General features: G+C 68.6%; 33 protein-coding genes and 1 tRNA gene. 11 read left to right on the forward strand and 23 right to left on the reverse strand.

The genetic code is table 11. The features are described 5' to 3' along the window. The 4 genes from CPCC7001_RS04235 to CPCC7001_RS15740 form a co-directional block, all read left to right on the forward strand. Positions 1-472: hypothetical protein (locus tag CPCC7001_RS04235; RefSeq protein ID WP_198006451.1), on the forward strand; the 472-nt coding region annotated here is incomplete at its 5' end. Further along, positions 469-1,983, forward strand: a complete 1,515-nt coding sequence (locus tag CPCC7001_RS04240; protein WP_225867165.1) for a hypothetical protein — start codon at positions 469-471, stop codon at positions 1,981-1,983. The genes CPCC7001_RS04235 and CPCC7001_RS04240, both read left to right, overlap by 4 nt. Positions 1,984-2,001: 18 nt before the next feature. Beyond that, positions 2,002-2,075: transfer RNA gene (locus tag CPCC7001_RS04245), tRNA-Pro, on the forward strand. A gap of 411 nt (positions 2,076-2,486) precedes the next feature. After that, on the forward strand, positions 2,487-2,837 hold the full coding sequence (locus tag CPCC7001_RS15740) for a CsbD family protein (protein WP_225867166.1): 351 nt from the start codon (positions 2,487-2,489) through the stop codon (positions 2,835-2,837). 658 nt (positions 2,838-3,495) lie between these two features. Here CPCC7001_RS15740 and CPCC7001_RS04255 read toward each other — a convergent pair. Further along, positions 3,496-3,909, reverse strand: coding sequence for a MerR family transcriptional regulator (locus CPCC7001_RS04255; protein WP_369699342.1), 414 nt, complete (start codon positions 3,907-3,909; stop codon positions 3,496-3,498). 159 nt (positions 3,910-4,068) lie between these two features. On the opposite strand from CPCC7001_RS04255, the gene CPCC7001_RS04260 reads away from it, so the two are divergent. From CPCC7001_RS04260 to CPCC7001_RS14995, 5 genes are all read left to right on the forward strand, one after another. After that, entirely contained in the window at positions 4,069-4,320 is a 252-nt protein-coding gene (locus CPCC7001_RS04260; protein ID WP_083782572.1) for a DUF3721 domain-containing protein, read from the forward strand. Between the two features lie 14 nt (positions 4,321-4,334). Next, positions 4,335-4,763, forward strand: coding sequence for a hypothetical protein (locus tag CPCC7001_RS04265; RefSeq protein WP_006911769.1), 429 nt, complete (start codon positions 4,335-4,337; stop codon positions 4,761-4,763). A 517-nt stretch (positions 4,764-5,280) separates the two neighbouring features. Beyond that, positions 5,281-5,448, forward strand: coding sequence for a hypothetical protein (locus CPCC7001_RS14990; RefSeq protein WP_006911450.1), 168 nt, complete (start codon positions 5,281-5,283; stop codon positions 5,446-5,448). Next, positions 5,445-5,879, forward strand: a complete 435-nt coding sequence (locus tag CPCC7001_RS04270) for a PPC domain-containing DNA-binding protein (protein ID WP_043368598.1) — start codon at positions 5,445-5,447, stop codon at positions 5,877-5,879. The genes CPCC7001_RS14990 and CPCC7001_RS04270 overlap by 4 nt, the downstream gene beginning before the upstream one ends. A gap of 642 nt (positions 5,880-6,521) precedes the next feature. Then, a complete protein-coding gene (locus CPCC7001_RS14995) occupies positions 6,522-7,553 on the forward strand; it encodes a hypothetical protein (protein ID WP_156796675.1) in 1,032 nt (343 codons plus the stop codon). 93 nt (positions 7,554-7,646) lie between these two features. On the opposite strand, the gene CPCC7001_RS04275 is transcribed toward CPCC7001_RS14995, so the two are convergent. The 3 genes from CPCC7001_RS04275 to CPCC7001_RS04285 form a co-directional block, all read right to left on the reverse strand. Next, positions 7,647-8,363, reverse strand: a complete 717-nt coding sequence (locus tag CPCC7001_RS04275) for a superoxide dismutase (RefSeq protein ID WP_050757063.1) — start codon at positions 8,361-8,363, stop codon at positions 7,647-7,649. Positions 8,364-8,431: 68 nt separating this feature from the next. Then, the gene (locus CPCC7001_RS04280; RefSeq protein WP_006910178.1) at positions 8,432-8,806 is read right to left on the reverse strand and encodes a glutaredoxin domain-containing protein; all 375 of its coding nucleotides are present in this window, start codon (positions 8,804-8,806) and stop codon (positions 8,432-8,434) included. A gap of 76 nt (positions 8,807-8,882) precedes the next feature. Beyond that, positions 8,883-10,091 (reverse strand): sodium:proton antiporter, encoded by a 1,209-nt coding sequence (locus CPCC7001_RS04285; RefSeq protein ID WP_006909341.1) that lies wholly within the window; start codon positions 10,089-10,091, stop codon positions 8,883-8,885. A gap of 57 nt (positions 10,092-10,148) precedes the next feature. Between CPCC7001_RS04285 and CPCC7001_RS04290 the strand changes: the two genes are divergently transcribed. After that, a complete protein-coding gene (locus tag CPCC7001_RS04290) occupies positions 10,149-10,673 on the forward strand; it encodes a thermonuclease family protein (RefSeq protein ID WP_225867168.1) in 525 nt (174 codons plus the stop codon). A gap of 104 nt (positions 10,674-10,777) precedes the next feature. On the opposite strand, the gene CPCC7001_RS15745 is transcribed toward CPCC7001_RS04290, so the two are convergent. From CPCC7001_RS15745 to CPCC7001_RS04330, 9 genes are all read right to left on the reverse strand, one after another. Further along, positions 10,778-11,071, reverse strand: coding sequence for a hypothetical protein (locus CPCC7001_RS15745; RefSeq protein WP_006909665.1), 294 nt, complete (start codon positions 11,069-11,071; stop codon positions 10,778-10,780). A 43-nt stretch (positions 11,072-11,114) separates the two neighbouring features. After that, a complete protein-coding gene (locus tag CPCC7001_RS13960; RefSeq protein ID WP_006909587.1) occupies positions 11,115-11,519 on the reverse strand; it encodes a hypothetical protein in 405 nt (134 codons plus the stop codon). Next, complete coding sequence (locus CPCC7001_RS04305) at positions 11,503-12,033, reverse strand: hypothetical protein (protein ID WP_071778265.1); 531 nt, start codon at positions 12,031-12,033, stop codon at positions 11,503-11,505. Before CPCC7001_RS04305 ends, CPCC7001_RS13960 begins: the two co-directional genes overlap by 17 nt. Positions 12,034-12,039: 6 nt before the next feature. Next, entirely contained in the window at positions 12,040-12,801 is a 762-nt protein-coding gene (locus tag CPCC7001_RS13965) for a S1C family serine protease (protein ID WP_083782573.1), read from the reverse strand. Next, positions 12,802-13,248: a hypothetical protein gene (locus CPCC7001_RS13970; protein ID WP_006909820.1), complete on the reverse strand. Its 447-nt coding sequence runs from the start codon at positions 13,246-13,248 to the stop codon at positions 12,802-12,804. 45 nt (positions 13,249-13,293) lie between these two features. Next, complete coding sequence (locus CPCC7001_RS15480) at positions 13,294-13,914, reverse strand: glycine zipper 2TM domain-containing protein (RefSeq protein ID WP_006909170.1); 621 nt, start codon at positions 13,912-13,914, stop codon at positions 13,294-13,296. 94 nt (positions 13,915-14,008) lie between these two features. Next, complete coding sequence (locus CPCC7001_RS04320; protein WP_006910501.1) at positions 14,009-14,299, reverse strand: helix-hairpin-helix domain-containing protein; 291 nt, start codon at positions 14,297-14,299, stop codon at positions 14,009-14,011. Positions 14,300-14,330: 31 nt separating this feature from the next. Next, positions 14,331-14,726: a hypothetical protein gene (locus CPCC7001_RS04325; RefSeq protein ID WP_006909363.1), complete on the reverse strand. Its 396-nt coding sequence runs from the start codon at positions 14,724-14,726 to the stop codon at positions 14,331-14,333. Positions 14,727-14,765: 39 nt separating this feature from the next. Further along, positions 14,766-15,011 (reverse strand): GlsB/YeaQ/YmgE family stress response membrane protein, encoded by a 246-nt coding sequence (locus CPCC7001_RS04330; RefSeq protein ID WP_006910538.1) that lies wholly within the window; start codon positions 15,009-15,011, stop codon positions 14,766-14,768. A gap of 682 nt (positions 15,012-15,693) precedes the next feature. Here CPCC7001_RS04330 and CPCC7001_RS04335 point away from each other — a divergent pair. Beyond that, positions 15,694-17,922, forward strand: a complete 2,229-nt coding sequence (locus CPCC7001_RS04335) for a beta-glucosidase (protein ID WP_006911442.1) — start codon at positions 15,694-15,696, stop codon at positions 17,920-17,922. Here CPCC7001_RS04335 and CPCC7001_RS04340 read toward each other — a convergent pair. The 10 genes from CPCC7001_RS04340 to CPCC7001_RS04385 all read right to left on the reverse strand — a co-directional run bounded on the left by CPCC7001_RS04340 (position 17,909) and on the right by CPCC7001_RS04385 (position 25,465). After that, positions 17,909-18,379 carry a hypothetical protein gene (locus tag CPCC7001_RS04340; RefSeq protein ID WP_071778266.1) on the reverse strand — a complete coding sequence of 157 codons (471 nt, stop codon included), beginning with the start codon at positions 18,377-18,379 and terminating at the stop codon, positions 17,909-17,911. The two genes, CPCC7001_RS04335 and CPCC7001_RS04340, sit on opposite strands and share 14 nt — an antisense overlap. Positions 18,380-18,403: 24 nt before the next feature. Beyond that, positions 18,404-19,528, reverse strand: a complete 1,125-nt coding sequence (locus CPCC7001_RS04345) for a glycosyltransferase family 2 protein (protein ID WP_006910348.1) — start codon at positions 19,526-19,528, stop codon at positions 18,404-18,406. 55 nt (positions 19,529-19,583) lie between these two features. Continuing rightward, positions 19,584-20,186, reverse strand: coding sequence for a triacylglycerol lipase (locus tag CPCC7001_RS04350; RefSeq protein ID WP_043368603.1), 603 nt, complete (start codon positions 20,184-20,186; stop codon positions 19,584-19,586). Between the two features lie 40 nt (positions 20,187-20,226). Beyond that, positions 20,227-20,694 (reverse strand): nuclear transport factor 2 family protein, encoded by a 468-nt coding sequence (locus CPCC7001_RS04355; RefSeq protein ID WP_006909775.1) that lies wholly within the window; start codon positions 20,692-20,694, stop codon positions 20,227-20,229. Between the two features lie 85 nt (positions 20,695-20,779). Next, the gene (locus CPCC7001_RS04360) at positions 20,780-21,055 is read right to left on the reverse strand and encodes an MSMEG_0570 family nitrogen starvation response protein (RefSeq protein ID WP_006910508.1); all 276 of its coding nucleotides are present in this window, start codon (positions 21,053-21,055) and stop codon (positions 20,780-20,782) included. A 64-nt stretch (positions 21,056-21,119) separates the two neighbouring features. Next, entirely contained in the window at positions 21,120-22,106 is a 987-nt protein-coding gene (locus CPCC7001_RS04365) for a sll0787 family AIR synthase-like protein (protein ID WP_006909318.1), read from the reverse strand. Then, positions 22,103-22,735, reverse strand: a complete 633-nt coding sequence (locus CPCC7001_RS04370; protein WP_006909353.1) for an MSMEG_0567/Sll0786 family nitrogen starvation N-acetyltransferase — start codon at positions 22,733-22,735, stop codon at positions 22,103-22,105. Before CPCC7001_RS04370 ends, CPCC7001_RS04365 begins: the two co-directional genes overlap by 4 nt. Positions 22,736-22,751: 16 nt before the next feature. Next, positions 22,752-23,879 carry an MSMEG_0568 family radical SAM protein gene (locus CPCC7001_RS04375; RefSeq protein WP_006910369.1) on the reverse strand — a complete coding sequence of 376 codons (1,128 nt, stop codon included), beginning with the start codon at positions 23,877-23,879 and terminating at the stop codon, positions 22,752-22,754. Next, the gene (locus CPCC7001_RS04380; RefSeq protein ID WP_083782666.1) at positions 23,872-24,957 is read right to left on the reverse strand and encodes a Nit6803 family nitrilase; all 1,086 of its coding nucleotides are present in this window, start codon (positions 24,955-24,957) and stop codon (positions 23,872-23,874) included. Before CPCC7001_RS04380 ends, CPCC7001_RS04375 begins: the two co-directional genes overlap by 8 nt. Positions 24,958-24,982: 25 nt before the next feature. After that, entirely contained in the window at positions 24,983-25,465 is a 483-nt protein-coding gene (locus CPCC7001_RS04385) for an MSMEG_0572/Sll0783 family nitrogen starvation response protein (RefSeq protein WP_006909830.1), read from the reverse strand. Positions 25,466-25,525: the final 60 nt, after the last annotated feature.

Raw genomic sequence — 25,525 nt, forward strand, 5'->3', positions numbered from 1 at the left:
CCCACAGACCCGGGCCGCCGGTATCGACACACCGGCGCTGGAGTTCGGCCGGGTGCGGGGCCGCGAGGTGCGGTTGTGGCAGCGCCTGGCGGGCCTGCCGCCCTGCACGGCCGCGCTGGCCGCCCAGGGGCTGGAGGTGGGATTCCTGATCGAGCCGGAGCCGACGGAGCCGCTGCGTGATGGCGCGCAGGCTGTGGACATCAGGCCTACTGCGCGGGTGATGGCGCGCTGTGACGCCCGCCGGGGCTGGACCAGCCCGGTGGGCACGGTGCGCGTCACCGCTGAGGCCAACCTGCAGCGGCTGGAGATCCTCACGCGGGTGGAGCTTCTGCCGGCTTCCCGCTTCCGCTGGGTGGCCTACACGCGCCTGGGCAACGAGGCCCTGCGCTTCCCGCCGCCATGGGCCGGCAGTCCGGCGCAGGGGCCGCCCGGCTTCGCGACCTGGGCGGTGCTGGAGAGGGCGATGCCATGAGGGGCCACGCCATGAACGTCGAGCCGGTGGTGGCCGTCCGTGCGCTGGCGGTGGCGATCGCGCTGGTCACCGCAGCTGCTCCAGCCCTCGGGCAGACCCTGCCACCGAAGGCGCGGGTTCAGGCCGACACCGACGGCGATGGCCAACCGGACTGCACCCTGGTGATTCCGGCCCTTGGCTACCGGATGGCGGACGCGGACGAGGCTGCCCAGGCCAGCCGCGACGTGCTGGCGGTGAAGCGTGCGTTGGAGCAGGCCCTGCAAGGCTCGGCAGACATGCGCAGCAAGCTGGCGGAGGCCTGCAGCCGCGAGCGCAACGGCCGCGGCGTCGACGGGCTGCCGCCGCTGCTGGAGATCTTTGTCTGGCGTGATCACCCGGCGGTGGGTCCGGGCAGCGCCCATCCAGCCCGCTCCTCCTCCACGCCGGGGTCGGTGGTGCTGGATCTGGGCGACATCGAAGCCACCGGCCGCCATTTCACGGACGAGGCCCATCCCGAGCTGGCCCGGGAGGTGACGCGCTGGCAGCTCACCCGGATCCTGGCCCATGAGCTGGACCATCTGCGCGATCCACCCGACTGGGGCGCCTGGGGATCGCGCCATGGAGATCCCCGTCCCGAGTTCGAAGGCGAGCCGGTGCGCGACGAGAACGCCGTGATCCGCGAGCTGGGCGGAACACACCGCCGAACGGCCTATGGGTCTGATCTGATCCCCTACCAGGGCACTGGCGACCAGGCCGATCGGGTTGCCGTGCTGCGCTTCAAGGAGCTGCTGGAGCGCTCCGGCCAGGTTGATCGCGGCCGGAGCGGCCAGAGCCGCGGGTCACGCTTCGGTCAGCCGAGTCCGCTGCCGGTGGAGCGGCTCGACGGCCTGCCCTACCGCCCCTGCGCCGGCGCCAGCGGCAGCTCCAGCGACGACGGCTGCTATCCGACCGCGGAACGGGACGATCACGACCTGGACGGCATTCCGGATGGCCGCGATCGCTGCCCACAACTGGCTGATCCCTGGCAGCTCGACGCCGATGGCGACGGCCGCGGCGATGCCTGCAGCCCGAGCTCGCCCCCAGCCCCGGCACCAGATTCAGCTCCAACCCAGGCACAGGCAGCGGCACCTGCCGGCCTGGAGGCAGCGCTGCAGCGGATGCGCACGGCCCACGGCCAGCGCCCCTTTCAGAGCCTGCCGCCACCGCTTCAGGCCGAGGCCGTGCGTTACCTGCAGCAGCTTCTCGAGCCGATGCTCAGTGGCGGCCGCTGCGACCACGACCTGCCGCTCTGGCAACGCTTCCAACAGAGCATGGCCGCCACCGGCGCGCTCATGCCCAGCAGTGAGGTGCTGGCCTGTCCAGCACCCGCGGCCGGCTGGGATCCGGCCAGGACCGTGGCGACATGGCTGCGCTCCCCCCTGCACCGCAGCATCCTTCTGGAACGACCCGCCAACCGCTACGCCGCCTGCCTGGTGGGCGAGCGCCACGGCAGGGTGGTGGCGGCCTGCACGCTCTGGAGGCCCAGCCGCTGACCCCTATGATCCGCCCATCGGGGCGTGGCGCAGCTTGGTAGCGCGGGTGCTTTGGGAGCACTAGGTCGCAGGTTCGAATCCTGTCGCCCCGATTCAGTCACAGCAAGGCCAAGCTCAGCCCGATCTGAGGCGGTGCCGATCAGGACGGCGACGGCGAGATTCGTGCCGATGGTGAGGAGCGGGCCTTCCTCGGTGTTTCGGAACTGCACACCGGAATCCATTGGCCTCTACCAGCCGCTCAGCAGTAACGGCAATGGCAAACGCGGTGCAGCTCGTGATCCCAGTCCACGGGGCCTTCAGCCGCACGTCGTGGACAGCATCGGCTGGTCTCTGGAGCCGGAAGGAGGAATGATGGCTTCAACAATCGTGATGTCGTCGAATACCCAGGCTGCAACACAAGTCGAGGGCCTGATCGGTGTGACCTCAAGACATCGTCACACCAGTCTGACCCCCCTTGAGCAGACATGGCTAGAGTTAAGTGGAAGAAATCACCGAGGACCTCTGTGAACCTACGCCTGAAAGATATTACCGCCTGGCTCATGGCAGTTGCGGTGGTGATGATCACAATCACCATCCCCTTGGCCGGCACGGCCCTGGCGGCGAGTCAACAGCCTCAACCCATCACACTTTTAACCATGTCAAACAAATTAGACGCCACAGCCAAAAATGCAGAAGGCAGGCTGGAATCGGCCTACGGAGAACTGACAGGTGACACCGGTCATCAGATCAAGGGCAAGGCCAAGCAGGTTCAGGCCTCAGCGATGAACCTCGCTGAGGATGTCAAGGATGCAGCCAAGTCCGCCGGCAAGAACGTGAGTGATGCCGCCGGGAAAATGGCTGATGATGTGAGCTGAATATCGCGGATGCCGCCACTGCCTGAGGAGTGGCGGCATCTTCCCATAGGCCTGGTTAGCCATGATTCGACCAGGTTGATGAAGCTTTCACCCCCAACTGTTGACCTCTTCAGAGAGACCACATGTTGGGGTTGATCCGCTTATCCACGTCATGCCCTGGCTGCTCGGTGTTCTGACGAGCTTCACCCCGGTTCCGAGCAGGCAATCGGAGGTGCCGAGCAGCGATCTGAGAAGCGGTAGTCATCACGTCGCAAGCCTCGACAGCGCTGCATCACCGCTCCATGCTCAGAAGTTTCCCTCGGCCCGCTCCACCTGCTGCGCAGAATCCTGCGGCAAGAGCTTCGCCTTCTCCAGCTCAGCCTCGGCCAGAAACTTCTACTGTTTTGCAGAAGCATTCGCCTAGCGCCTGGGGATGGTCTGCTCCGCTGTGCACCTGGTTCGCTTCATGGCGCAGTCCCCGGAGCAGTCTGGCCGGATGCTGCACAGTGCTCCAGATCCCCAAGAGGGAGAACGCCTGGGCCTGCCGGACGTGCTAACCACAGGTGTCAGCGAAGAAGCTTCAGCCCAAGAACCCTTCCAGCCAGAAGCAGCCACACCGGGGTAACACCACGATGAATGGGGTCGCGATCAGGCAATCGCTGTAGGACGGCTAAGGCGATCAGGGTTGTGGCCTGGCGCCCCCACAGTCCTGCCAGCTGTCCAGCAGACGAGCCAGCTCCGCCTTCATCGCACTGAGCTCGGAGATCCGCTGGTCAATCGATGCCATCTTGGCCGCGATGCTGTCTTTCAGAACCGAGCAATTGCAGAGGCCGGATCGACGCACCTCCAGAATTCTGATGAGCTCTGGGATGGTCACATCCATCGCGCGGAGGGCCCGAATGATCGTGAGCTCCGCGAGGTTGTCTGCATCGAAGAGTCGGTAGCCCGACTCCGAACGCGCCATGGGCTGGAGCAGTCCCTGGTCGCAGTAGAAGCGAATCGTCTTCACGGAGAGGCCCGTACGCCTGGCCGCCTCACCAATGCGGAATCCAGGGGCCGGTGCTGTCGACAGCGTTGCTGGGGGCGCCACCACAGGAACCCTCCACTGAGTGGAATCTTTTCCACTCTAGGCATGGTTGGAAGTCCGGCAACGGCTGCTCAACGTCCCGCCTGACTCTCCTGTCAGTGCGACTGACTGGAGAGTTGCCCTAGGGTGTAGGCCTCTGAATCCCCTGGGGTCCCAACCCGTTCGATGCCGCACCGTTACTGGCCATGGGGAGTCCAGGCATCCGCCGCCCTGGGCGCCAACCTTCTGCTCGCAGGCTCCGGCCTGGCCGCGCCAGCCGCCGGGCCTGCCGGTGTGCCGGCCCTCTACCCAACCCAGGCAGAGGCGGAACAGGCCGCCAGGCTGCACTTCAACTGCACCGGCGCCCACCGGATGGGGAACCAGTGGATGCCCTGTGCCCAGCACGGGACCCCCAACGGCACCACCCACGCCCACTGAGGCCAAGCAGCTCCATGGCTCAGTGCGGCGAGAAGCCCAAGCGGATCGCCTTCGGTGTGGCGCCCCTGGGCATCATCTCGATCGGCATCGTGCCGATGGGGGTGGTGAGCATCGGCGTCGTGCCGATGGGGGTGATCAGCCTTGGCGTGGTGGGGATGGGCGTGATCAACGCCTGCGTGGTGGGGATGGGCGTGCTGGTGACGGGCGTGACGGTGATGGGGGTCTGGTGGACGGGTGCCGACGGGATGGGGCCCCGGCGCCTGGGGGCACCACCCAGTGCCCTGCACCAGCATCACCATGGCTCGCAGGCACCCAGTCCACCGCAGCTGATGGCCTATCCAAGCCGCCAGCGAGCTCTGGAGGAAGCCAGAAAACTGGGCTGCAGCGGTGCGCACGCCATGGGGTCGCTCTGGATGCCCTGCTCAGAGCATCCCCTCGAGTGAACCGCAAGGATCGCGGGTCACTTCAGGGCGGCGACAACTCGCGGCCGAATGATTCAGCTGGTCTGCAAACGTTGCATTGGGTCAGGGCTGGGCTGCAGAGACTCCCTTCGTGGCAGGGAACCATCGTTCGCCAGAAGGAAGCCAATCATCAAGCAGCCAAGGACCCAAAGAAGCCACTCCCATGTGTGGCCAGAACCATCGGATAAAGCGTCGAGCTGTCGGTGCAATTCAAACATTAGAAATCAACTGTTACCTATATTAACATCGAGATGGGCAGAGCGTGTTCGGGTTGCCGCCAGCGACAAGCCAATGTCTCTCCGTCGGGTCCTGACGGAGGCCTGAACTCTCTCTCCCTTGAGCCCTTTGAAGCGGCTGCTGGCGCGGCACAGTGCAGTCCAGGGACTCCCCTGCTGACCCCTCCCCAACCACCGCTGCTGATCCGCCCCTACGAGCCAGGCCCAGTGAAACCGTCCCCCATGACCCGGAGATCACCGAACAGGAGGTACGGGTCCCGCGGGTGGAACAGAGCCGGGCCGTGATGGTGGCGGAGGATGGTCTCGATGGGATCGTGGGCACCCGCGACCTGAGGCCCAGTTCCCTCTACCTCGGAGCCCATGTGGCCAATGCCGGCGATGTGGATGCCCTGGTGATGGTGCAACATCTGGTGGAGGAGGCAGGGCCATGAGAGTGGTGCCGCTGCGGCTTTCGCCGGGGGATGACCTGCGCCAGGCGCTCGAGAGCTGGATGGCCCTGCAGCCGGAGCAGGCCGGCTGTGTGATCAGCGCCGTCGGCAGCCTGTCTCAGGCACAGTTGCGCTTTGCGGCAGCGGATGACGTCAGCAGGATCCGCGCAGATCTGGAGATTCTGAGCCTCGCCGGCACGCTGTCCCCAGATGGCGTCCATCTGCACATCACCGTGGCCGACGGCACCGGACGGGTGATCGGGGGGCATCTGGGCCGGGGTTCGCTGGTGCACACCACCGCCGAGCTGGTGGTGGGTCTCCTGCCTGGATGGCAATTCAGCAGGGAGCTGGATCCGGCCACGGGGTACCCCGAACTGCAGATCAGCGCCTCAGATCATGAGAGGGGGAAGGAAGCTGGCACTCCACCTGGATGACCACCAACCAGGCCATTCCAGCGATGGTGCCGCCTTCCCAGCCATGGCAGACCCCTTGAAGGAGGAACAGCGGAGAACATCAGGGCCATGGCGAAGGCAACAGGCAACACTCACGACCAGCAAAGGGATTCATGCCCAATCAGCAGCTGTCACTTGGTGATGTTCAACTGGTCATGTTGAACTGGTGATGTTCAACTCCGCTGCGAAATCAGAGCAGATAACATCGGAGGTACGCAGGTGAAGCCCCTGAACAGGTCGTGAGAACAAGGATCATGCCCCAGGAGGATCACCCTCACCCTGAATCTTGTCAACGAGGCTCCATGCCGAATTCTCAGCAGGGCAGCGGCAACAGTGAGTCAACAACTTGCAAGACCTGGGGCCTGATTGTCAGCATTCAGCCATCGAGCAAGAAACTGAAACGTCAGCGCGTTGAGCGATCGTTTCAACCTCAGGGCGATAGAATGAGCGGAAATAGCCTTCAAGAGCGTGATTCCATCCTTGGAGCTGCTTTCGACAGTCGGGTTCACCTCCCAGGCCGATACAGCCCGATCAATCATCGGATGGCTAGTGCCAACCGCAGACCGGGTCACGACACGGGCCGGCAATGACAAGATCGTTGCACAAGGAGACGCCTCAGGCTTGGTGGGCATCACCAACTTCGGCTTGATTCTCACGGGAAGAGGGAACGACCGCATCAAGGCCACAGGAGGCACCTTGGCAACGGGGCTCCTCAACAGCGGTCGCATCAAGACCGGCCAAGGGGAAGACCTCGTTCGAGGACTCGGGAACGGCGACAATCGTGCGGGCCTCTGGAATGGGAATGGTGGCGAGATCCTCACAGGGGCTGGGAAAGACCGCATCCAGGGCCTGGGTTCCCCGGCCAGTGGAACGCCTGGAATTGTCAACGTCAATGGCTCCGTGATCAATACCGGAAGTGGTATTGACATCCTCAAGGGAGTCAGCATTGCAACTGGCATTCAGAACTCAGATTTCTCCGTGATCAACACGGGCGCTGGAAGCGATCGGATCCAGGGGCAGGGTTGGTCCTTTGGCCTTCAGATCAGCCGCAACGCCAGAGTGTTGACGGGAATCGGCAACGACCGGATCCTCGGGACAAGCGATCCAAGGAGCTCAGGGGAATCCGTTGGAATTCTGCTGAAGGATGGTGCACAGATCCAGACTGGTAATGGCCGTGATCAGATCACCGGCAACTCCACTGGCAACGGAAATCCAGACGACAATGCTGGCATTCTCATCACCAGCAGCTCCCAGATCAAGACGGCCCGGGGGAATGACCGGATCACGGGCATTGGCACCGCAGGCTCCTCAGGAGTCCACAACGACGCCTTGATCGACACTGGGAAGGGGAAGGATGTTGTGAATGCGCTGCAAGGTGGGTTCGCAGGTACGGGCAGAACACGGCTGGGTCAGGACAACGACAGACTCCTGGGATTCGGAACAGGCTTCTTTGAAGGCGGAGGTGGCAAGAATGACAAGATCTTCCTTGGACAGGGAAGCTACGCTGTCAACAGAGCAGCAGGCACCATCACCAGCTCGGGCCAAACCATGAACATCCGTGGTTTCGAGATCATTGGCGGGAGCAGTAGAGGTTCTTTTGCTTTGAAGTCCGGCACATTCAACGTCACTGCTGCCGGACTGGGTAGCTTCATCTAACGAGTCTTCTGGTTGAATCCTTCTTCGCGTGGCAACGATCCATGCACCGCTCCTCAACGCCATGGATCGGAACCAGTCAGCTGGTTCAGCAGCTCAGATCACGGAGCTGGATCCAGCTTCGCCGTAGCGCCGATTCACCTCCTTCCAGTTCACCCGTGACCACCAGGCCTGGATGTAATCGGGCCGGCGGTTCTGATAGTTGAGGTAATAGGCGTGCTCCCACACATCCAGCCCCAGCAGCGGTGTGCCCCGCTCGATGCCGGGCAGATCCATCAGCGGGTTGTCCTGATTGGGGGTGCTGGTGACCGCCAGGCGGCCGTCGGGCCGGCGGATCAGCCAGGCCCAGCCCGAACCGAAGCGGCCGGCCCCCGCCTGGTTGAACTGCTCATGCATCGCCCCCAGCGATCCGAAGCTGGCATCAATGGCCGTCAGCAGCTCGGCCGAGGGCTCACCGCCCTGGCCCTCCGGCGCCATCACGGCCCAGAACTGGCTGTGGTTCCAGTGGCCGCCGCCGTTGTTGCGCACCGCCTCGGGAAAGCGCGAGATCTGGCCCTGCAGCGCCTCCAGGCTGAGGCCCTCGAGGGCCGGATTCGCTTCGATCTGAGCGTTCAACTTGGCCACGTAGCCACCGTGATGGCGGTCGTGGTGGATGGTCATGGTGGGGGCGTCGATCACCGGCTCCAGGGCCTCGGCGGGATAGGGCAAAGGCGGCAGGGTGTAGGTGGCCCAGGCTGGTGAGGCCAGGCCCAGCAGCAGGAGCAGGGGGGTCAGGCAGGCCAGCAGGGCCCGCCCCAGAAACGGTGGACGCATGGATCGAAACAAGCAGGGCGTGATCACAACAGCCTGACGGATGGGCCCGTCCTGGCGCAGGGCTCACATCAGCCACCCGGGCCGCTGCGCCAGAACCCGCTGAGTTTCACCACCCCCGGCAGCAGGAACATGATGAGCCAGGCGGCCATGAAGGCCTCGTCCACGAGCCCGCTGACCAGCAAGAAGGTGGGCACCCCGGGCACCTGAACGCCGGCCTGCCGGGACTGGGCGATCAGATCCTCCAGGGCGGTGGGATCCGCTTCCAACCGCCGCAGGCGCACCCGGACGTCCGGACGTTGCTGGGCCAGTTCGGCGAGAAACGCCTCCGCCGCGGCGCAATGGGGGCAACCCTCGCGTACGAACACCTGGAGTTCACCGGGGTCCGGGCGGGGCTGCGTCAGGCCCCCTGCAGGGATGAGGGTGAGCAGAAGGCCCAACAGCATGGCCCACAGCAACGCGAGCCGTGATCGAGAGCGCGCCATGGTGCCTGCCGCTTCATTGCCCTCAGGATGTCGACCCTCAGGATGCCGAAGGGAGCTGCTCTCCGATCCCCGGCCCGATCTCCCCGAGGGCACGCATCACCGGCGTGATCGAGAGCCCCTGCACGATCACCGAGAAGGCCACCACGGCGAAGGCCACGGTGACCACCGCATCGCGGTAGGGGAGGCTGGTGGGGAGGCCCAGAGCCAACGCCAGGGCCAGGGCACCGCGCAGACCGCCCCACACCAGCACGTGCTGGTGACTGGCCTTCACCCGCAACGCTGAAAACCGGAACAGGGCGCAGCACAGATACGTGGAGAGGGCTCGTCCGGCGATCACCAGGGCGATGGCGATGCCGATCGGCAGCAGCACCCGGTTGAAGCTCTGGTGGGCCTCGAGCATCCCCATCAGCAGGAAGATCAGGGAATTCACCACGAAGGCGGCGTAGTCCCAGAACGACTGCACGGCCTCGCGCCCCTGCGGCGAGATGGCGCCCAGGGGGCCGATGTTGCCCAGCAGGATGCCGGCGGTGAGGGTGGCGAGCACCCCCGACACGCCGAGGTGCTCCGCCAGCAGGAAGGAGCCGTAGGCGGCCACGGTGGTGAAGGTGATCTCCACCAGCGGGTCTTCGGTGCGGCCGGCCAGGGCCAGCAGGGCCGCGGCCACCAGGGCGCCGCAGGCCACGCCGCCCGCCACCGTGACGGCCAGCACCTGGAGCGTGCCCATCGGCGTGATCGGAGCGCCGGTGGCGAAGGCGATGGCGATGCCGAAGGCCACGGCGGCGGTGCTGTCGTTGAGCAGGCTCTCCGCTTCCACCAGCTCCCGCAGCCGGCCATGCACCCCCGCCTCCTTGAAGGTGGCGATCACCGACACCGGATCGGTGGCCGAGATCAGCACGCCGAACAGCAGGGCCGCCGGCCAGCTCCAGTGGGCCAGCACGTGCATCCCCACCGTGGTGACTCCGGCGGAGAGCACCACACCGGCGGTGGCCAGGGTGAGCACCACCGGCAGGTCGCGGCGCAGGGAGGGCCAGGCGATGTAGAGGGCGGCCTCGAAGATGAGGGGCGGCAAAAAGGCGTTGAAGATCAGCTCCCGGGTGAGGGCGATGCCGGGCCCGAAGGGCAGCCAGGCCAGGGCGATGCCTCCCAGCACCAGGCCCACGCTGTAGGGCAGCCGCAACCGACGGGCCACCATGGCCACCACCGCGGCCACCAGCAGCAGCAGCTCAACCGATTCGATGGTGGGCATGGGTCAGAGGGGGCGCCATCGGATGCTGAAGCAGAAGTCTGGTGGGGGAGTGCGGCCATGCCCAGGGTCCTTGTGCTGCACATGGCGCTGGTGCTGGGGCTCGCGGCGCCCGGCTGCGCCACGGCCGAGAGCCGCCAGGCAAAGCCCCGCCCGGTGATGGCCACGGTGCTCTCGATCGGCGATGGAGACACCCTGCGCGTGCGCCGCAACGGCAGCAGCCTCACGGTGCGGCTGGCGTGCATCGACGCTCCCGAACTGGCCCAGCGGCCGAATGGAGCCCAGGCCCGGGCATACCTGCGCAAGCGATTGGCGATCGGCACTCCGGTGCGGTTGCTGGTGAAAAGCAGCGACCACAATGGGCGCGTGGTGGCCGAGGTGATCGGCGCGATCAACCTGGGGTTGGCGCTGGTGGAGGACGGCGAAGCGTTCGTGTCCCGGCGCCATGTGGACCAGTGCGATGCCGCGGCCTACCTGGCGGCCGAAGCCAGGGCACGGCGGCGGCGGCGCGGCGTCTGGCAGGTGCCCGGGGGCATCGACCGGCCATGGCAGTTCCGGCGCTCACGGGATACGAAGGGGAGCTAGAGCCTCAGCGGATGAATCTCCCGACGACTGTCTTCCTGCTGGAGCCCTGATCGCCAGACCAAGCTCGGCGAGCTCCGATCCCCGCTCGGGCCTCTGCCCCCGACTCAAAGCCGCACCCGCGTCACCTCAGCCTGAAGGGGCCGCCGTGGAGTGGCCACCTCCACCGGGGTGCGGGTGAAGATCTCCACCCGGATGCCCAGCCGTGCCACCAGCACCACCGCCTGGGCCAGCAGGGCGGCGATGCCCACCGCCGCGAGCGGCCAGAGGACGGCCCGTACGGGCAGGCAGGTGCTGGCCGCCACCAGCCCGGCTGCCGCCAGCAGGTGGTTGAGCAGCACGCCCAGAACGGCCCCGCCCAGCAGCAGGGCCAGCGAACGGGGTTGGAGGAGAGCAGGCATCAGACCGGCAGCCCGAGGCGGCTGGGGGGACGGAGCCCTCAACCTATGGGCCGGACGGGGGTTGCGGACCTGCCTGACGCAGAGCCCGCAACTCGCCCTCCTCCAGACCCACCCGGCGGGCCACCGCTTCCAGCAGGGCCTCGAGCCGCTCCAGCCGCGCATGGAGGCTGGCAAGGTCCTGGCCTGCCGCGGGCGCTTGTGCTGGCGCTGGCGCTGGCGGGATGGCCTCGGACCGGGCGGTACCGGAGAGCAATGCCACCAGCTCATCCTTGGTGGCGCGGGAATAGCCGCGCAGCCCCAGGGCCTTGCAGCGCTGCTGCAACTGTTTGTTGGTGAGGCTGTGGAGCGACGCAGCCTGGAGTTCGGCATCGAGGGCCCGCAGGCTGCGGGCATCCGACTGGGCGACGGTGCGCAGGTTCTGGCGGAGGGTGTCAGCGATCCTTCCCATCCGCCTCCTTCCCATCCGCCACCGTCCCCTCCGCCTCCGTTGGGATGGAGCTGCCCTGATCCAGTTGCTGCCGCATCGTCTGCTGCTTCTCCAGCAGGGTGTCGAGGTTCTGTTTGGTCTTGGTCCAGCGGCCGATGAAGCTGATCACGGCCCGGATCAGGCGGCCGAGGAAACCGCCGCCGGCATAGGTGGTGCGGCCCTTCTGATACAAGGCGAATTCGTTGGTGAGGTCATCGCCGGCATCCTCCAGATCGCCGATCACCGTGGTCACGATCTCCAGCATTTCGTAGGCCTCACGGCGCACCGAGGCCTCCCGCGCGGCGATCGCCCACAGTCTCTGCTCCAGGGTCGTCATCGCCTCGCGGCCGCGCTGGGCCTGGCCGCGGTACACGCCGCGGCTGATCATCAGCGAGCGGTAGCTGCTGCGCAGCTCCAGATACACCGTTTCCAGCTCCTCGCGCTCGAGCTGATCGGGTTCGGCCGGGAAGGTGGTGGTGGATGGAAGCTCGGGCATGGGGATTCAGTTCACAACGGGATCGGCAGCGGGCAGAACCGTGATGCTGCCCTCGTTGCTGGAGATCTCTACACCCCGGCGGTGGGGCCGGTAGCGGCCGCGGTGCAGCTCGGGCTCACCGCTGCTGCCCTTGGCCAGGATCTCCACGGCGCCATCGCTCCAGAACACATAGGAGCTGCGGTAGCCGTCGGCCCAGGCCACGTCATACACGGTGTGGCCATTGGCGTTGAGCCGGGCATGGACGCTGCAGCCGATCTCTTCACCCTGGCTCTGCTTGAAGCTGCGGAAGAAACAGCTGGCGCTGGCCAGCTCGCCCGCCCCGCCCACGGCCGGGGCGGGGGCGGGGGCGGGGGCGGGGGCGCGGGCGATCAGGGGGGCATTGAGGAAGGGCCGGATCACCTGGTTCGACACGGCGAAGTTCAGGCCCTGGGAATCCCGCAGGATGAAGGTGGCGATCCCCACCACGCAGCCCCGGTCATCCAACAGGGGCCCGCCGGAGTTGCCGCCGTTGAGGGCTGCATCGGTCTGCACGATCTCGCCACCGTCGCGCAGCTGGCTCACCACACCCCTGCTGAGACTGAACGCCAGGCCCTTGGGGGCACCGATCGCCACCACGCTCTGCCCCACCGAGGGGGCCGTGCTGGCCAGCTGCAACGGGGTTCCCTGGCTGCCGCTCACCGCCAGCAGGGCCAGATCAGTGGCCGGCGCATCGCCACCGGCATCGGCCACCACCTCGGCCACCTGGGAGCGGCCGTCACGCCAGCGCAGCTACACCTCTGAGGCACCCGCCACCACGTGGGCATTGGTGAGCAGCAGGGTGCGGCCGGCCTCCTGGCGCACCACGAAGGCACTGCCCTGACCGCTGCCACTGGACACCACCGCCACGCCATCGCGGGCCACTGCGAAGATCTGCTCGGGGGTCTGCGGATCACCACCGCAACGGCCCGGGGGACGGGACGCCACCACTGGGGTGGAGCTGCTCTGGGGCTGGCGCCAGGGGGGCGGCGGAGAGCTGGTCTGGGGCGCCGTCACGATCACACAGCCCTGGAGGCCGAGGGCGGCCAGGGTGGTGGCGGCAAGGGAGGAGAAGAGGCGGGCCATGGCATTGAGAGCCGAGTTGGAGTACCGCAACCGCAGGCCACAGGCGCTGGCATCGGCATCGGCATCGGCATCGACAGAACTGGGTGAGGCCGCCAGGGTTGAGCGGCGAGCCACCAACCCCAACCTCACCTCTTCCTGCTTAGCCAACCCAGGGCCGTATCAGCGGCAACTCAGGCTGCCGCGATCGATCTCGCGGCCGATGAGGGCGCCGGCGGTGCCACCGAGGATCGCGCCGAGGGTCCGGTCGCCGCTGCCGGCAATCCCGTAGCCCGCCAGCGCACCGACGCCTGCGCCGATGACCAGGCCGGTCGTGCCATTGTCGCGCTTGCAGTAATACCGGCCATTGGACCCCCGCCAGAGGTAGCTGTCACGCGTGATGCGGCGGGGTTGTATGTAGCCACCGCGACTGTCGTAAACAGCACGCTCCTTTGCCCGCCGTCCATGGGCCGGGGCCCATGGTGGTGGCTGGGCAGCGGCAGGAGCCGCGACTCCCAGGCTCGTGAGGGCCAGGGTTGCTGCGGCGAACGCGAGAACGGTCTTGGGCATGCCCAGCGTTCCTCCTCGATAGAGATCCTTTGGATCAGACGTTTCCTCGCCCTGACGGAGGCGGCGGGCGCACTGCCGTGCGTGGCGTTCCAGTTCAGCGAGCGGACGACGTCTGGTGAGGCCCGCAGGAGCGAGGGACTGGAAGGCCTGGCCCGAGGCATGGGCCGGCTCGGGAGCATCAAGATGCTGCCGGTGCCCAATGCCGATGGTCACCGACACCTCGATCCTGCCCAACCCGCAGCACCCCGGAGGAGCGCCAGTGTGGACACCCTCCATCAGCCCGTTCTGGCCGCCGTCTCCGAGGGGCTGGATGCGGCTTTCAAGGTGCTCAGAGATCCGGGTGGCGTCGGCGCCGATCCTCGCTGTACGCCCACCAGGGCCGGGCCGGCTCACCGTTCAGGAAGCGCGTGATCGCAATGAACACATCCAGCACGCAGGGATCCTGGCGGCAGCCGCGCAGGTCTCCCAGCCGGTTGTAGAGATCCAGGGGATCGGCGCCGTTCAGGTCCGCCGGTACCCGATAGCCCAGGGACAGCAGGGCCTTGGCGATCGCCGGCCCCACATTGGGCAGATCAGTCAGCGCAGCAAGGGACTCGTGGTTGCAGCGGCTGGGGTGCATGGTTCAGGGCAATCCGGTGAATCGACCAGGCTCAAAGCCCTGAACACCGCACCCGCCTGATCGCCCCCTCCGCGCCAACCGATTCCAGCGCCAGGCGGCCGCCGGCCTCCAGGCGCAGGCGCAGCAGCTCCAACCAGGTTTCGCCCTCGCCGGAGAGTTCCGTGATCAGCCCCAGTTCCTCGGGCCCCATGGCCACCACGGCCAATGCGGGGCCGGCGCTCTCGTAAAAGCTGATGCCGTTCGCATCGATCCGCAGCCACGACTCATCGGTGGATGGGGCGTTGCAGTGGCGCTGTTCCGCCATCCAGATGCCGTGGAAGGCCGCGGGGATCTGCTCCAGCTGTTCGGCTGCCTTGCCAGGGATGGCTGCCAGGCCGAGGCCGGTTGAAAGGGCGACGAGGGCCAGGACTGTCCTCCAGCTCAACATCGTGAACCTCCATGGTCTGCAGGTCAGTGCATCCGGGGCTCAGGCCCGCTTGATCACCCGCACCACCACCAGGAAGAGCACCGCTCCGAGGGTGGCCACCAGGATGCTGCCGAGCACACCGCCACCGAGGGCGCTGCCCAGGCCCGTGAAGAACAGGCCGCCGATCAGGGCCCCGATGACCCCCACCACCAGATCACCGATCAGGCCGAAGCCGCCGCCCTTCACCAGCACCCCGGCCAGCCATCCGGCCACCACACCCACCACCAGAAACCAGATCACCGTCATCAACCCAAGGCCCCCCATGCCGCGAAGACATCTGTCAACAAGTTCCGAAACCTAGTCCGAAAGCTGGGATGAGCGGGTCAACGGGAGTTCGACTCGGCTGTCCATCGTCACCCGCGCCAACAGTCCCTCACCGCCCCAGGACACCCAGATGAAAGCCCGGAGTGGAGACTCCGGGCTTCGTTGCACCCAGACCCACCGCCGGCACGCAGGCCGGGGTGGACTGAGCCGTGGATCGGATTAAGGGAGGCTGGATTTGCCCTTGGGGCAATCCTGCTGACGCTGGCACCTGGGGCCATGGTTCGATCAGGGCTTCCCGTTCACTCCGGGGCACCTGGAGGCGGGAGCGGATCCCACCGGTGAACGGTGCAGTGGAGGGCGTGGCTGGGACGGAGTGAACCGCTGTTCAGCCCACCGAAGAAAGCCAGAGATAGAGAGAGATTGTTGGAGCAGGGTCCGAGCGTCAGTGCTCTCCTCACACCTGATGGGGTGGAGTGTCGGCCAAGGAAGCCTCCGGGATCCGATGCCTCCACCATGGAGCCGCCGACTGCCGCTGGCGAGGAGGAACGGCCGGCTCGACACCGCTCTTCACCCCGGGCAAGACAGCTTCATGAACGACTCCCGCATCCCACCCCTGGAGCCAACAGCCGCAGCCCGCGGCTGACGCTGGGATCAGGATGGAGGGATGGCCGAGCGGAGCGCTGCCGAACACCCGCTGGAGGCCCAGGCCCGGCAGGTGCTGGATCAGCTCACCATCGCCGAGAAGCTCACCCTGCTCAGCGGCTCGACGCCGTTCTGGTCGGGCATGGCCGACATCGCCCTGCACGATGCCTCCCACCGGCACCCCTGGCCGGCGGGGGTGGTGCCGCGGCTGGGGCTGACGGGGCTGCAGTTCGTGGACGGCCCGCGCGGGGTGGTGCTCACCGGCGGCGCCACCACCTTCCCTGTGGCGATCGCCCGCGGGGCCAGCTGGGATCCGGAGCTGGAGGAGCGGATCGGCGAGGCGATCGGCCGGGAGGCCCGCTCCTTCGGGGCCAACTGGGTGGCGGCGGTGTGCGTCAACCTGCTGCGCCATCCCGGCTGGGGGCGGGCCCAGGAGACCTACGGCGAGGACCCCCATCACGTGGGGGCCCTGGGGGCGGCGATGACGCGCGGCCTGGAGCGCCACACCATCGCCTGCGTGAAGCACCTGGCGCTCAACTCGATCGACAGCTCCCGTTTCCTGGTGGATGTGGAGGCCAGCCCCCGGGTGCTGCACGAGCTCTACCTGCCCCAGTTCCGTGCCTGCGTGGACGCCGGCGCCGGCTCGGTGATGAGCGCCTACAACCGGGTGAACGGCCTCTGGTGCGGCGAACACCCGGAGCTGCTCACCGCCATCCTCAAGCGGCGCTGGGGTTTCCAGGGCCTGGTGGTGACCGACTTCATCTTCGGCCTGCGCGACGGCGTGGCCGGCCTGAAGGCCGGGCAGGACCTGGAGATGCCGTTCCGCATGGTGCTGCACGGCTGCGCCGCCGAGGCCCTGGCCAGCGGCACCCTCAGCCAGGAGCGGATCGACGATGCGGTGCTGCGGCAACTGCGCCAGCAACTGCGGCTGCCCGCCGGCTCCTACTCTGCCGCGCTGCGGCGTTGCGAGGCCCATCGCGCCCTGGCCCGCGAAGCGGCCGCAAAATCCATCGTGCTGCTGCGCAACCAGCCCCTGCCCGATGGCCGGCCCGTGCTGCCCCTGGACGAGATCAGGTCGCTGGCGGTGCTGGGCCACCTGGCCGCGGCGGTGAACCTGGGGGATCGCGGCTCGTCCGACACCCGGCCGCCGGCGGGCGCGGTGGTGACCCCGCTGGAGGGCCTGCGGGCCGCCCGGCCGCATCTGGCGATCCCCCACACCGACGGCCGCGACCCCGCTGCCGCCGCCGCCCTGGCCGCCACCTGCGAGGCCGCCGTGGTGGTGGTGGGGCTGGACAGCAGCCTCGAGGGCGAGCACATCCACCCGGGCGACATCGCCCCGATCCTGGGGCAGATCCCCCCGCCGGAGCCCCTGGAGCGGCGGCTGGGCCGGCGTCTGTCGCGCCGGCTGTGGCAGCCGCTGGCGAACCTGCTCGCCTGGCTCACCAGCCACGCCTCCCCGCCCCTGCGCGGCGACTTCGCCGCCGGCGACCGCACCGACCTGCGCCTCCCCCGCGAGCAGGTGGCCCTGATCCAGGCCGTGGCCGCCGCCAACCCCCGCACCGTGGTGGTGCTGATGGGCGGTGGCGCCATCCTCTGCGAGGAGTGGCGCCACCAGGTGCCGGGGCTGCTGTTGCTCTGGTACTCGGGTGAGCAGGGGGGTCATGCCCTGGCCGAGGTGCTGTTCGGCGCCGTGTCGCCCTCGGGGCGGCTGCCCTTCAGCCTGCCCCGCAACGGGGCGGACCTCCCCCCCTTCGAGCCGCGGGCGCCACAGGTGCGCTATGACCTCTGGTACGGCTACCGGCGGCTGCAGCGCCACGGGCGCCAGGCGGCCTATCCCTTCGGCTTCGGGCTCAGTTACAGCCGCTTCAGCCTGGGCGCTCCAGAGGCCGCACTTCGAGCCAGGGACGAAGACAGCAATGCCGCGGGGGCGAGCGTGGAGCTGCGGGTGAGCGTGGCCAACGAGGGGCCGATGGCGGCCGCCGAGGTGGTGCAGGTGTATCTGGAGCCCCCGGGCCAGCTGATGGAGCGGCCGCTGCGCACCCTGGTGGCCTTTGCGCGCGTGCCGCTGGAGGCGGGGGAGCAGCGACCCGTGAGGCTGGTGATCCCCCTGCGCCAGCTGGCCTGCTTCGATGCCGGCCGGGATGCCTTCGTGGTGGAGGCCGGCAGCCACCGGCTGGTGGTGGCCCGCCATGCCGACGACCCCGGCCAGGCGGTGACCGTGGAGCTGAAGCACGCCGTCATCGACGGCTGAGGCTCGTGTCCATCCGTTGCAGCACCGCCTGCACGCGGCGGCGGTTGTGGCGCTGCAGCAGCAGACAGGGCAGGTTCGCCGCGGTGCCGAACAGCAGATTCACCGCCACCGCCGCAGGAGGCAGCCACAGGGCGGTGGGGAGTGCGGCTGCCCACAGCAACCAGTGCACCCACTCGGCGCGGCGGCATTCGAGGGCCAGCCGCTCCAGGGCCGGGCGATCCCGCTGCACCAGGGCGGACTTGCGCACGCCGCCCGGCAGGGCGGGGCCGGCGTCCGGGATCCAGCGTTTCCAGTGGCGGATCCCCAGCGCAATGGGGCCGCACGGGCGCAGCGGCGGGCAGCGCAGCCAGGCCGGCGGCAGCCGGTTTGCCGCGCCGCCCACCAGCAGCGAGAGCAGCAGCCAGTAGCCCACCGAGCTGAGCAGGGGCATCAGGGTGGGGCTGGCCGCGTCGTTCATGGTGTGGCGTTCATGGCCAGGCGCTCAGGGCGAGCGGGTGCTGAACACCCGGCCCTTCCAGTGCACCCGGCCCCGCTCCAGGTTGAGGATCGCCAGCACGAACACCCCGAGGAAGAACAGCACCGGGATCGGGAACAGCAGGTTGATCCAGCGGAACCGGCCCACCCGGTGGGTGAGCACGAGCAGCTGCAGGGCGAAGGCCGCATAGACCAGCCCGTTCACCAGCAGGGAGCGATCGCCCACCAGGGGCCAGCCCAGCAGGGCCGCTGGCAGACACCAGGCGGCCCAGAACAGGCCCGAGAGCCACAGCAGCACCGCCAGCATCCATGGCCAGCGCACCTCGCCGGCGGCGGTGGCGAAGTTCTTGTCGAAGCCGATCACCATCTCCCCCAGCCCGCCGGGGTACATGCGGTAGGCGATCTGGCCCGCACCGATGAAGGCGCTCACCGGCAGACCGGCCGCCTCGAAGCAGTGCGCCAGGAACCAGTCCTCCACCACCTTGCCGGCCACGGCCGCATGGCCGCCGGCCCGGTCGTAGTCGGCCCGGCTGCAGGCCAGCGCCGGCCCGAAGGCCACGCCGCAGCCGGCTCCGAGGGGCACGGCCATCAGCCCCACCAGGTTGAACAGCAGCGAGAGCTGCTCGTAGGGGCGTTCGGTGCGGTGGTACGGCTGCACCGACACCAGCCCCCCCAGCTCCCGGTGCCGATCCAGCAGCCGCTCCAGGAATGCGGGCTCCGGCTCGGTGTCCGCGTCGAGGAACACCAGAACCGCGCCGCGGCTGGCCAGCACGCCGTGGTGGAGGGCCCAGGTCTTGCCACACCAGCCGGCGGGCAGCGGCGGCGGCTGCAGCACCCGGATCGGCAACGGCCCCTGGGCTTCACCTGCGGCCAAGGCAGCCTGCCTGGCAATGGCGGCGGTGCCATCGCTGGAGTGGTCGTCCACCACGATCACCTCCAGGGGCGTGATCGTCTGCGCCGCCAGCGCCGTGAGCAGATGGGGCAGGGTGGCCTCCTCGTTACGGGCCGGGATCAGCACCGAGACGCGCCGCCCCTCCACCGCCTGCGCTGGGGCAGGCAGTTCCGGCAGCCGCAGGGCCAGGCCCCAGCCCAGCAGCCAGCGCACCACCAGGGAGACTCCCAGCCATCCCATCGCGGCCTGCGCTTCTATTGATGGCTTCAGCCTAGGGAGCTGGGCCAGCCCGGGCTCAGGGCCGCAGCAGCTCCTTGGCCAGGGGCTGCAGCGCCGCCCGGTCGCGCAGCAGCTGGGGATGGGTGAGCACCGGCAGCATGGTGCGCGCCCCCACCGGCAGCACCGCCCGCCAGCCCGGCAGCACCACCAGATCGAGGCCGGAGTAGAAGCTGTGGCACTCAATCCGGCGCAGGGGATCGAGATCCTGGTTCAGCCGCTCCAGCAGGGCGCTGCCCCACTGCAGATCGCCGATGCCCCGGAACAGGCGGGCAGGCCAGGGCTGGGCCGTGAGCGTGCCCTGCTGAGGGCTGCCCACGCTGATGAAGCGGCGCAGGCGCGCGTGTCCCCCCAGCAGCTGAATCCAGCAGCGGGCGATCACCCCGCCGATGGAGAAGCCGAGCAGGTCGATCGGCTGTTGGCGCCCGAAGGCGGCCTCGATGTGGCTGCCGAGCAGGTCGGCGGCCTCCAGCACCGGCGTGCGGCCCAGCCGCAGTGGCAGCGCCGGAATCAGCAGGGGCTCCCGGCGGCCGCCCAGCTCCCGCTTCAGCCCGCGGAACACGGCGGGCGTGTCCAGCAGGCCATGCACCAGAACCAGGGGAGGCCGGGGAGTCGGGGTCACTCCCCCATTCAACCCCCAGCCAGCCTTCTGACTCGCCCGCTCAGAGCCCCAGCTCGGTGAGGCCGGGATGGTCGTCCGGCCGGGGACCCTGGGGCCAGTGGAAGCGGCGGTCGCTCTCCCGGATCGGCACGTCGTTGATGCTGGCCTCGCGGCGGCGCATCAGGCCTTCGCTGTCGAACTCCCAGTTCTCGTTGCCGTAGGCACGAAACCAGTTGCCGGCGTCGTCGTGCCACTCGTACTGGAAGCGCACGGCGATGCGGTTGTCGTGCCAGGCCCACACCTCCTTGATCAGCCGGTAGTCGAGCTCCTTGGCCCACTTGCGCTGCAGGAACGCCTCGATCTGGTCGCGGCCCCGGATGAACTCGGCCCGGTTGCGCCACACGCTGTCCTCGCTGTAGGCCAGCGCCACCCGGGCCGGATCCCTGGAATTCCAGGCGTTCTCGGCCATGCGGGCCTTGAGGATGGCGCCCTCGCGATCGAACGGGGGCAGGGGTGGTTTGGGCGTCATGGGGGAGCGGGGACTGGGTGGGTGTGTGGAGGGATGGGAAGGGGCGATGGGCCTGGATCAGGTCCCCTGGGTCGTGTCGCTGAAGTCAGCTCGCCTGGATCTGCACCAGCTGCTCGGCGCTGAAGCCGGCCAGGCTGTGCTGCAGCTTGCGGGCTTCCTCATCGGTGCGGGTGCAGGCGAAGCCGTAGCGGGCCCGCACCCGCTCGGAGGCCTCGGCCAGGGCCGCCAGGCCACGGGATTCCAACTCCGCCACCGTGAACTGCCGGCCGGGGGGCAGGTGCTGCAGGATCACGGTGGAGGGGGAATAGAGCTGGGAACGGGAGCCATCCGGCCACTGGAGGGTGAGATGGACTTCGGGCACGGAGCACGGCTCGGGAGCTGGGCGGCATCGTTCCAGAAACCCCACCCCGTCGCCGTGGCGACCGTCACAGATCGGCGCTGAAGCCCGTGAGCACCCGGCCCGGTGGCCGCAGCGGGCAGCGCCCCGCTCCCGCCGCGAGCAGCACCTGGGGGGCACCGGCGAGGAAGCGGCCGATCTCCGCGCAGAGCAGCTCCGGATGGGGCGCCGTGAAGCGGGCCAGCTCGGCCGTGCGCTCCGGCGGCACCGCCAGCAGGAAGCCGAAGCTGGGGAAGCAGGTGAGCCAGGCCTCCAGGCTGAGGCCGGCGGGTGGCTGCAGCTCGTCCAGCTGGATCTCCAGGCCGCAGCCGGCCGCCTCGGCGAACATCTCCGCCGTGCCCACCAGGCCGCCCATGCTGATGTCCTTGGCCGCCCGCACCAGCCCGGCCGCGGCCAGCTCCACCGGCAGGGCCAGATGGCGCCGCAGCATCGCGGGCTCGGCCTGGGTGGCCGCATCCCAGAAGGGGTAGTGGCGGTAGAGGCGCCCCTGGGTGTTCACCAGCAGATGGAGGCGGTCGCCGGGGCGGGCCGCCCGCGCCGAGAGCACCGGGCCCGGCGCCGTGCCGAGCACCGCCACCGCCAGGGCGTTGTAGGGGCTGTGCAGGTTGGTGTGGCCGCCCACCATCGGCACCGCGAAGGTGTCGGCGGCCCGGCGCAATCCCGCCAGCAGTGGCCGCGCCTGGGTCTCGCCGCTGGCCCAGAGGCTGTTCACCAGGGCGATCGGGCGGCCGCCCATGGCCGCGATGTCGCTGAGGTTCACCAGCACGCCGCACCAGCCGGCGAACCAGGGGTCCTCCTCCACCAGCGCCGGATCCATCCCCTCCGAGGCGAGCAGCAGAGGGCCGCTGCTGGCCGGAATCAGAGCGGCATCGTCGCCGATGGCGGCCGCCGGGCCGAGCCCGGGAAAGGGCAGCTGGGGAAACATCCCGGCCGGCAGCTGGATCTCCTCCTTGCCGCACAGCCCGGGGTGGCGGCTCAGCCGCAGGCGCAGGGCCTCCAGCTCGGCGGGGGTCATGCAGCCGCTTCCAGCGGCCGGCGTTCGCGCGATGGGCGGTAGTAGCTGAGGTCGGCCTCCATCAGCTGATGGGGCAGGCCTCGGATCTCGAGCGCCTCGATCGCCCGCCAGTGCAACCGCCGGAAGAAGGGCACGTTCTGGCGCTGCACGGTGGCGAGGAAGCGGTCACAGCCCCAGCCGTGGGCCGTGGTGACCGCCTTCCAGATCAGGCCCTTGCCGATCTGGTTGAGGCGGCGGAAATCGGCATCCACCCCCAGCCGTCCGCCCTGCCACACCCGCGGGCTCAGCTCCACGATCCGCACCACACCCACCGCCTCGCCGGCCCGGGCGCTGTGGTGGGAGAGGGCCACGATCGGGTGCGCGTTCCGGTCGAGTTCATCCCGGTCGGACGCCTCGAACAGGTGCTGTTCCTCACAGAAGATGCGGCTGCGCAGGTCCCAGTAGCTGGGCAGCAGGCGGGATTCGGGGCCGAGCACGTGGAAGGAGAAATCCTGGGAGCTGGCCGTGGGGGAGAGCTCGAAATCCTCCGCCTCCAGGGGAATGCCCCAGCGCACCGACGGGGTGAACGCCGCCGGGGCGGAACTGGGACTGCGGCCGATGTCGTGGCTGCTGGGGTCGATGAAGAACATGGAGCGGCGCAGGGCCTCAGGACGCGGCGGTTTCGAACAGGGAGAGGGCGGAGCAGGCGCCGCACTTGGCGCAGCCGGCCGCCATGCGGTCGGAGCGGATGTCGGAGCCCGCCAGCAGCCGCCCCACCGCCCCGTAGACCCCCACCATGAAGTCGGTGCTGGGGGCGGGATGGTGCTGCAGCGGTGTGCCGGCGATCGGCACGAACGGCACCACGAACGGGTAGACGCCCAGATCGATCAACCACTCGCTGCAGGCGATCAGCGCCTCGGCGCTGTCCCCCAGACCGGCCAGCAGATACGTGCTCACCTGGCCCCGGCCGAACACAGCCACCGCCTGGGCGAAGGCCTCGTAGTAGCGCTCGAGCGTGAGCTCGCTCTTGCCCGGCAGGATCCGCTTCCGCACCTGGGGCTCCACCACTTCCAGGTGCATGCCGAGGCTGTCGATGCCGGCCTCCTTCATGCGCCGGTACCAGCTGGGATCCTCCGGCGGCTCGCACTGGCCCTGGATCGGCAGGTTCACCCGGGCCTTCACCGCCGCGGCCGTCTCGGCCATCAGCCGGGCGCCGCGGTCGTCGCTGTTGGGGGTGCCGGTGGTCATCACCAGCTGGCGCACCCCATCGAGCCGCGCCGCTGCCTCGGCCACCTCGGCCACCTGCTGCGGCGTCTTGCGCACCACGGTGCGGCCGTCCTCAAGCGACTGCTCGATCGCGCAGAACTGGCACGACTGACTGCGGTCACGGAAGCGGATGCAGGTCTGCAGCAGGGTGGTGGCCAGCACGTCGCGGCCGTGCAGCAGAGCGATGGCGCTGTAGGGAATCCCGTCGGCGGTGCTGAGGTCGTAGAAGCGGGGCTGGGGCGGTGGCTGCACCGCTGCGGCGACAGCGCCGGCCCTGTCCTGCAGAGCCACGGCTCCATCGGCCGCCTCGGCCAGCTGGAAGGGGGAGTCCTGCGACACCGCGTTGTACACGGGCACCATCACGGTGGTGCCCGCGATGGTGAGGGCGCGGTGGTCGGACGGGCCCGCCCCACCGCGGCGCCCCTGGTTGCCGGCGACGGCGGGATCCACCACCCCCTGCACCTGCAGATCGGTGAGGAAGCGGCCGAGCTGCTCGCCGCTCAGGGGCAGGGCTGACGCGTCAGACATGGGCGGCGTTTCCCCTCAGGGCAGCTGGTGCCGGCTCGACGGCCGCGGGTGGGCTCTCCGGCGGGGGCGTCGCCACAGGCGACAAGGCGTCCAAGGACAGTTCGCCTGTGGGCAGATCGGCTGTGGGCAGTGCAGCGGGCGCCATCCCAGCGGCCATCGGGTCCACCTGGGTGGCCGGGGTGGCATTGAGCCGCAGACCGAGCAGGTCGGGACGGCTGTAGTGGCCCACGCTGTCCATCATCCGCTTGCGCTTGGTGATCAGGGTGGGGTCGAGGGTGGCGATGGCCAGGCCTTCCCCCTCCGGCAGCGGACCGGCCAGGTAGCGCCCCTCCGGACTGATGACCGCCGCGTGGCAGCCGCCCTCGAACGCCTTGTGCAGGGAGGTGTCCGGGGTGATGGCCGCATGGTCGGCCGGATCCAGCCAGGCGGTGGAACTCACCACGAAGCAGCCGGCCTCGAGGGCGTGGTGGCGCAGGCTCACGGCGGTCTGCTCCGAGAAGATCGGACCCACCAGGGAGCCGGGGAACTGGGCGCAGTGGATCTCCTCCCCCTGGGTCATCAGGGCGAAGCGGGCCAGGGGGTTGTAGTGCTCCCAGCAGGCCAGCGCACCGATGCGCCCCAGGGCCGTGGGCACCACCTGCAGCCCGGCGCCATCGCCCTGGCCCCACACCATCCGCTCGTGATAGGTGGGGGTGATCTTGCGGCGCTTGAGCACCACACTGCCGGAGGCGTCGATCAGCAGCTGGGTGTTGTAAAGGCTGCCGCCGTCGCGCTCATTCACCCCCAGCAGCACATGCATGCGGTGGCGGCGGGCCGCGGCGGCGATCTGCTCGATCGCCGGGCCTGGAATCACAACCGCTTGCTCGTAGAGGCGCAGGTGGGAGGCCCCCATCCGCACCGGGGGCTCCACGAACGAGAAGTAGGGGTAGTAGGGCAGGAAGGTTTCCGGGAAGACGATCAGCTCGACTCCCGCCTCGGCCGCCTCGTCGATGGCCGCCAGCACCCGCGCCACGGAGCCGGACAGGCTGAACAGAACCGGACGGATCTGCGCCGCGGCAACGGTGATGGGTCGGGCCATGGACATCATCGGGGCAATCAGGTGGTCAGAGGGTCCAGGTGTCGAGAATGAAGGCCCCTTCCTTGCGGTGCATCAGCACGATGTCGAGCACATCGAGCGGGTTGATCGGCGTGATGCCTGGAATCAGCGCACCTTCGCCATGGCCGTAGAGGGCCTGCAGGGCAAAGCGGCAGGCATACACCTTGCCCCCCTGCCCCATGAATTTCTGCAGGCGGGCGTTGAAGTTGAGATGGCCGTCGAAGGCCGCATCGCCGAGCTTGGGGAAACCTCGCTGCACCCCGAGGGTCACGCCGGGGCCATAGAGAAGGATGGAGGTGTCGAAGCCCTTGGTGATCAGGCGGCTGGCCTGGAGCAGATTCACCAGGCCGATCGACCCTTCGAAGGCCACGGTGTGGAAGGTGATCAGAGCTTTCTCGCCGGGCTCCGCTTTGACGTCGGGAAACACCTTCTCCTCGTAGTCAACGAGGAACTCTCCCGGTTGGTTGGCGGGACGGGTGACTTCTGGCATGGATGTGGGGCGGCCGCAGGGCTGAAGCAGCGTTGACCGTCCCACAGCTTCAGCGTTGCT

Source organism: Cyanobium sp. PCC 7001 (assembly GCF_000155635.1).
Lineage (GTDB): Bacteria > Cyanobacteriota > Cyanobacteriia > PCC-6307 > Cyanobiaceae > NIES-981.

Excerpts from the sequence above, each read along its gene's own strand:
- CPCC7001_RS04240 (WP_225867165.1), top strand. The coding sequence starts at position 469 with ATGAGGGGCCACGCCATGAACGTCGAGCCGGTGGTGGCCGTCCGTGCG.
- CPCC7001_RS04260 (WP_083782572.1), top strand. The coding sequence starts at position 4,069 with ATGCCGCACCGTTACTGGCCATGGGGAGTCCAGGCATCCGCCGCCCTG.
- CPCC7001_RS04265 (WP_006911769.1), top strand. The coding sequence starts at position 4,335 with ATGGCTCAGTGCGGCGAGAAGCCCAAGCGGATCGCCTTCGGTGTGGCG.
- CPCC7001_RS04270 (WP_043368598.1), top strand. The coding sequence starts at position 5,445 with ATGAGAGTGGTGCCGCTGCGGCTTTCGCCGGGGGATGACCTGCGCCAG.
- CPCC7001_RS04275 (WP_050757063.1), bottom strand. The coding sequence starts at position 8,363 with ATGCGTCCACCGTTTCTGGGGCGGGCCCTGCTGGCCTGCCTGACCCCC.
- CPCC7001_RS04280 (WP_006910178.1), bottom strand. The coding sequence starts at position 8,806 with ATGCTGTTGGGCCTTCTGCTCACCCTCATCCCTGCAGGGGGCCTGACG.
- CPCC7001_RS04285 (WP_006909341.1), bottom strand. The coding sequence starts at position 10,091 with ATGCCCACCATCGAATCGGTTGAGCTGCTGCTGCTGGTGGCCGCGGTG.
- CPCC7001_RS04290 (WP_225867168.1), top strand. The coding sequence starts at position 10,149 with ATGCCCAGGGTCCTTGTGCTGCACATGGCGCTGGTGCTGGGGCTCGCG.
- CPCC7001_RS15745 (WP_006909665.1), bottom strand. The coding sequence starts at position 11,071 with ATGCCTGCTCTCCTCCAACCCCGTTCGCTGGCCCTGCTGCTGGGCGGG.
- CPCC7001_RS13960 (WP_006909587.1), bottom strand. The coding sequence starts at position 11,519 with ATGGGAAGGATCGCTGACACCCTCCGCCAGAACCTGCGCACCGTCGCC.
- CPCC7001_RS04305 (WP_071778265.1), bottom strand. The coding sequence starts at position 12,033 with ATGCCCGAGCTTCCATCCACCACCACCTTCCCGGCCGAACCCGATCAG.
- CPCC7001_RS04320 (WP_006910501.1), bottom strand. The coding sequence starts at position 14,299 with ATGCACCCCAGCCGCTGCAACCACGAGTCCCTTGCTGCGCTGACTGAT.
- CPCC7001_RS04325 (WP_006909363.1), bottom strand. The coding sequence starts at position 14,726 with ATGTTGAGCTGGAGGACAGTCCTGGCCCTCGTCGCCCTTTCAACCGGC.
- CPCC7001_RS04330 (WP_006910538.1), bottom strand. The coding sequence starts at position 15,011 with ATGACGGTGATCTGGTTTCTGGTGGTGGGTGTGGTGGCCGGATGGCTG.
- CPCC7001_RS04335 (WP_006911442.1), top strand. The coding sequence starts at position 15,694 with ATGGCCGAGCGGAGCGCTGCCGAACACCCGCTGGAGGCCCAGGCCCGG.
- CPCC7001_RS04340 (WP_071778266.1), bottom strand. The coding sequence starts at position 18,379 with ATGAACGACGCGGCCAGCCCCACCCTGATGCCCCTGCTCAGCTCGGTG.
- CPCC7001_RS04345 (WP_006910348.1), bottom strand. The coding sequence starts at position 19,528 with ATGGGATGGCTGGGAGTCTCCCTGGTGGTGCGCTGGCTGCTGGGCTGG.
- CPCC7001_RS04355 (WP_006909775.1), bottom strand. The coding sequence starts at position 20,694 with ATGACGCCCAAACCACCCCTGCCCCCGTTCGATCGCGAGGGCGCCATC.
- CPCC7001_RS04365 (WP_006909318.1), bottom strand. The coding sequence starts at position 22,106 with ATGACCCCCGCCGAGCTGGAGGCCCTGCGCCTGCGGCTGAGCCGCCAC.
- CPCC7001_RS04370 (WP_006909353.1), bottom strand. The coding sequence starts at position 22,735 with ATGTTCTTCATCGACCCCAGCAGCCACGACATCGGCCGCAGTCCCAGT.
- CPCC7001_RS04375 (WP_006910369.1), bottom strand. The coding sequence starts at position 23,879 with ATGTCTGACGCGTCAGCCCTGCCCCTGAGCGGCGAGCAGCTCGGCCGC.
- CPCC7001_RS04380 (WP_083782666.1), bottom strand. The coding sequence starts at position 24,957 with ATGGCCCGACCCATCACCGTTGCCGCGGCGCAGATCCGTCCGGTTCTG.
- CPCC7001_RS04385 (WP_006909830.1), bottom strand. The coding sequence starts at position 25,465 with ATGCCAGAAGTCACCCGTCCCGCCAACCAACCGGGAGAGTTCCTCGTT.